Raw genomic sequence first — 4,125 nt, 5'->3', positions numbered from 1 at the left:
GCGTCTCGGAAACAACATGAGCAGCGCATCTATCGAATCGAGTTCAAAATACACACGTACTGCTATGCTGCCGATTAGTTTTGTCAGTCAACCAGGTTTAAAGCAGTGGCACCATTTCGACAGCTGTATGTCTTACAGATAATTCGGTACTGGGTGGAAATATTATCTCAGCTCGGCTCTCAAGTGGAGAGTTTAGGACAACACAAAGTCCCTTTTTTCTTGGAGATATTTGCATACTTTTATAACTCAGACAAATACTTCCGTAGTAGGAAGACCTGGATAAAACGAGATTCAGCGCCAATAATATAATGCGGGAGCTAAGCCTTAAAGCACATATTGGAGTTAGCCACTTACTTAGGAAACTCAGAGAGTTATGGCAGTAGCCATAAACTTAGACTGCAATTCACGTATCAATGGCTACAAACTTGTTATGACAAGTTGGCTTTACTGAGACCATTCGCTGCAAATTAGGAGGTCTCACGGTGACTGGAGTACTGACACGGGTAGAGAGTACCGCTGGTACCGCCGAGGCTTTGACCGATCTAGAGCGCTACGTGGCCGCTGATGGGCGCGACGAACTCGTCAAGCAGGTGCGGGCCAAAATTGACGAGCTGGGTATTCAGTACATCTACTATCAGTTTGTCTCCGTCACCGGGCGCATCGTCGGCAAAGGCATCCCCGCCGACTACTGGGAGACCACCGCCGCCAACGGATTCCAATTGGTCTATGGGGCCACCGTCAACCTGGCGATGGATCGCAATAGCCAGTACCTGGGCTACGGGCCTGAGGCCGCCGAGCTGGTGGCCATCCCCGACCCCGAGACCTTTTGCCAGCTGCCGTGGGATAAGCGGGTAGCGCGGGTCTACTGCGTCTGCTTCCGCAACCGCGAAGAGGAGGAAGACGCGGCGGCATTCTTGACCGGCGACTGTCGCGGCAACCTGAAGCGCATCCATGCCGAGTTTCAAGCCAAGCACGGGCTACAGCTGCGCCACGGCTGCGAACCCGAGATGATGTGGCTGAAAAAAGGCCCCGACGGCAAGCCCGATGGCGGCGTCACCAAGCCCAACTGCTACCACATCGACCAGTTTGAGGAGCTGCGCCCGGTGTTTTTGCGGGTGATCGAGTATGGGCGGGCCATGGGGCTCGACATGATCCAGGGCGATCATGAGGATGCGCCGGGGCAGCTAGAGCTGAACTTTATGTTCGACGATGCAGTGCGCACCGCCGATCGCCTCACCACCTACCGCCAGATCTGCGCCCAGGTGGCCCGCGAGTTTAACCTGATCGCCTGCTTTATGTCGAAGCCGTTTATGGGGGTGTCGGCCTCGGGCTGCCACCACAACCTGTCGCTGTGGCGGGGCGGCGAAGAGGCAATCAAAATGTTTGGCCTTGAGAGCCTGCCGGGGCTGGAGGGCAATTTCACTTACCATCAGGGTGGCGAGAATACGTTTATGCCGGTCGATGGCAAATCTCGCCGGATTCCAGGCCAGGTGGGGCTGCACTGCATTGGCGGCGTGATCGAGCATTTGCCTGCCCTGACGGCGATCGGCTGCTCGACGGTCAACTCCTACCGCCGCCTGTGGGATGCGGGCTTTTGGGCACCGGTCTACTCTGACTGGGGCTATCAAAACCGCACCTGCGGCCTGCGGGTGTCGGCACCTGGTCGCTTTGAGTACCGTGCCGTTGACTCGATGGTGAACCCGTACTTGATGGCGGGGGCGATTCTCAAGGCCTTTGACGACGGCCTCAGTCGCCAGCTCGACCCCGGCGAGCCCGAGCAGCGCAACATCTACGAGGCCATGGACAGCGGCAAGCAGGTGAAAAAGCTGCCCATGTCTCTGGGCGAAGCGCTGGATGCTCTGGCGACGGATGACGTGATCCAATCGGCGCTGCCCGGCGAGATGTATCGCCTCTACGACCAGTACAAGCGCGACGAGTGGATTCGCTTTTTGGCCACCACCACCAACTGGGATGTGGAGAACTACATGGACTGCCTGCCCTAGCAGGGGTGACAGGGTGACAGGGTAAATCTGCTGAGGAATAGGGCCTGCTGGAAGAGAAACCGGGTTTCTGATGCAACGTGAGTTCGACAGAGAATACTTTATTGGGCAAGCAGTCTGACCATCCCCTCCTGGGAGGGGTAGGGGTGGGTTACTCCTGGGATAAGAAGCCTTTTTCTCGTATTTAGAAGCTTTCTTTCCGTTGCCATTTTGACCCACCCCGCCCTCCGGGCACCCCTCCCAAGAGAGGATCTGACCGACTTTTCCGCTTCATGGGATGCCATCAAACTTACGTTGATACCGACCATTTGGTTCCCATCCCATAGGGAGGATCAGTAGCAGGCGAGACCCCAGGGTTCTGCTGCACTTGGCCCTGTGACTTTGTTTAAATCCAAAAGAACCCTGGGGTCTGTACTGCAAAGTTTCTTCGTTGCGGGAAACCACAAAATTAAGTTTGCCAGTATACAGAAGCTAGACACTCAATACAGAACCATAAGAGAGGTTTATGGTCACAAATTCTCTCAGGAGACCAAATATGTCTGAAAATCGTAAAAAACGGTGGCCGAAGATTTGGCCGTCGTTGTTCATTGCCACGGTCGTGCTCTGCTTTGGGGCCAGCTTTTTGCCCACGGGCATGACCCGCGCCAGTGCGGCGGTGCCCCCCCTCGAAAGCACCGTGCCCACTAGCTGCCCCACCGCTGCCAGCAGCCCTCGCCACTACAAAGTTGCCGCCAGCCCCGAAACGGTGCACTGGGGCTTTTACAGCAAAAACCTGAAGCCAATTATTTCGGTCAATTCCCAAGACTACGTCACCCTCGAAACCATCACCCACCACGCGGGCGACGACTACGATCGCATGATTGCAGGCGACCCGGCGATCGAGGCGATCTATAACTGGACGGCGGAGGGTAAAACCGTGAGCGATCGCGGCCCCGGCGTTCACATTCTCACTGGCCCGGTCTATGTGTGCGGCGCTGAACCCGGCGACCTGCTGGAGGTCAAGATTGTGGACCTGAAGCTGCGACCCAGCGGCAGCGACCCGACCAAAACCTTTGGCTCTAACGCCTCGGCCTGGTGGGGCTTTCAGTACGACAACTACAAAACTGACCCCAAACCCCGCGAAGTGATCACCCTCTACGAGATGGATGCCACGGGTGAGAAAGACTACGCCACCGCCGTCTACCGCTACAAGTGGACGCCTCAAACCACCCCCGATGGCACGGTTCACGAGACCATCGACTACCCCGGCATCATCGTTGACCACGACACCGTCGATGAAATTGGCGAAACCCTAGAGGGCGTAAAAGTGCCCCTGCGGCTGCACCTGGGCTCCATGGGTGTGGCCCCCAGCGAGGCCGATGTGGTGGACTCGATTCCGCCCAGCTACTTTGGCGGCAATATGGATGACCGCAACATTGCGATCGGCACCGCTATGTATTACCCCGTGTCAGTTCCCGGTGCGCTGTTCTCCGGCGGCGATGCCCACGCCTCCCAGGGCGACTCTGAGCTGAATGGCACCGCCATCGAAACCTCGATCACGGGCGTGTTCCAGTTCGTGTTGCACAAGCAGGCGGATCTGGCGGGCACCATTCTTGAAGGGGTTAACTATCCCCTGCTCGAAACCCCCGACTCGTGGATTGTCCACGGCTTTACCTACCCCAACTACCTCGAAGCTCTCGGTGACGATGCCCAGAAGGAGATCTATACTCTGTCTTCCCTAGACCCGGCGCTGAAGGATAGCTCGGCCAAACTGCGCGACTTTCTGATGAACGGCATGAACCTGACCGAAGACGAAGCGTTTTCGCTGATTACTGTCGGGGCCGACTTTGCCATTACCCAGGTGGTCGACGGCAACTGGGGCGTGCACGGCATCATTCCCAAGGGCATTTTTGACCCGGCAAACGTGAAGCCTAAGCCTGTGGCGAGCTGACGCAGTTCCAGTTGGCAGGGCTGACCTTTTAGAGCAGGTTAGACAAAATCAGGCCCGCACCCCTTTGGTGCGGGCCTGATATGTTTTTCACTCACCTTCCTAGTGCTTTGTCAAGCTTTAATTTGTAGGTTGGGTGGAGCGCCAGCAGAACCCAACAAAAGCTTACTGCTGTTGGGTTTCACTTCGTTGCACCCA

The 4,125-nt window shown here is 56.6% G+C and carries 2 protein-coding genes; both read left to right on the top strand.

The features are described 5' to 3' along the window. Positions 1-533: 533 nt before the first annotated feature. Entirely contained in the window at positions 534-2,003 is a 1,470-nt protein-coding gene (locus AC0QKW_RS00420) for a glutamine synthetase family protein (protein WP_473149099.1), read from the top strand. A 532-nt stretch (positions 2,004-2,535) separates the two neighbouring features. Continuing rightward, positions 2,536-3,930 (top strand): acetamidase/formamidase family protein, encoded by a 1,395-nt coding sequence (locus tag AC0QKW_RS00415; RefSeq protein WP_473149098.1) that lies wholly within the window; start codon positions 2,536-2,538, stop codon positions 3,928-3,930. The last annotated feature ends 195 nt before the right edge of the window (positions 3,931-4,125 follow it).

It is taken from the genome of Pseudanabaena sp. PCC 9330 (genome assembly GCF_055795045.1).
This window is presented reverse-complemented; position numbering and strand designations above follow the sequence as displayed.

Coding starts and splice junctions, on each gene's coding strand:
- AC0QKW_RS00415 (WP_473149098.1), top strand. CDS start 2,536: ATGTCTGAAAATCGTAAAAAACGGTGGCCGAAGATTTGGCCGTCGTTG.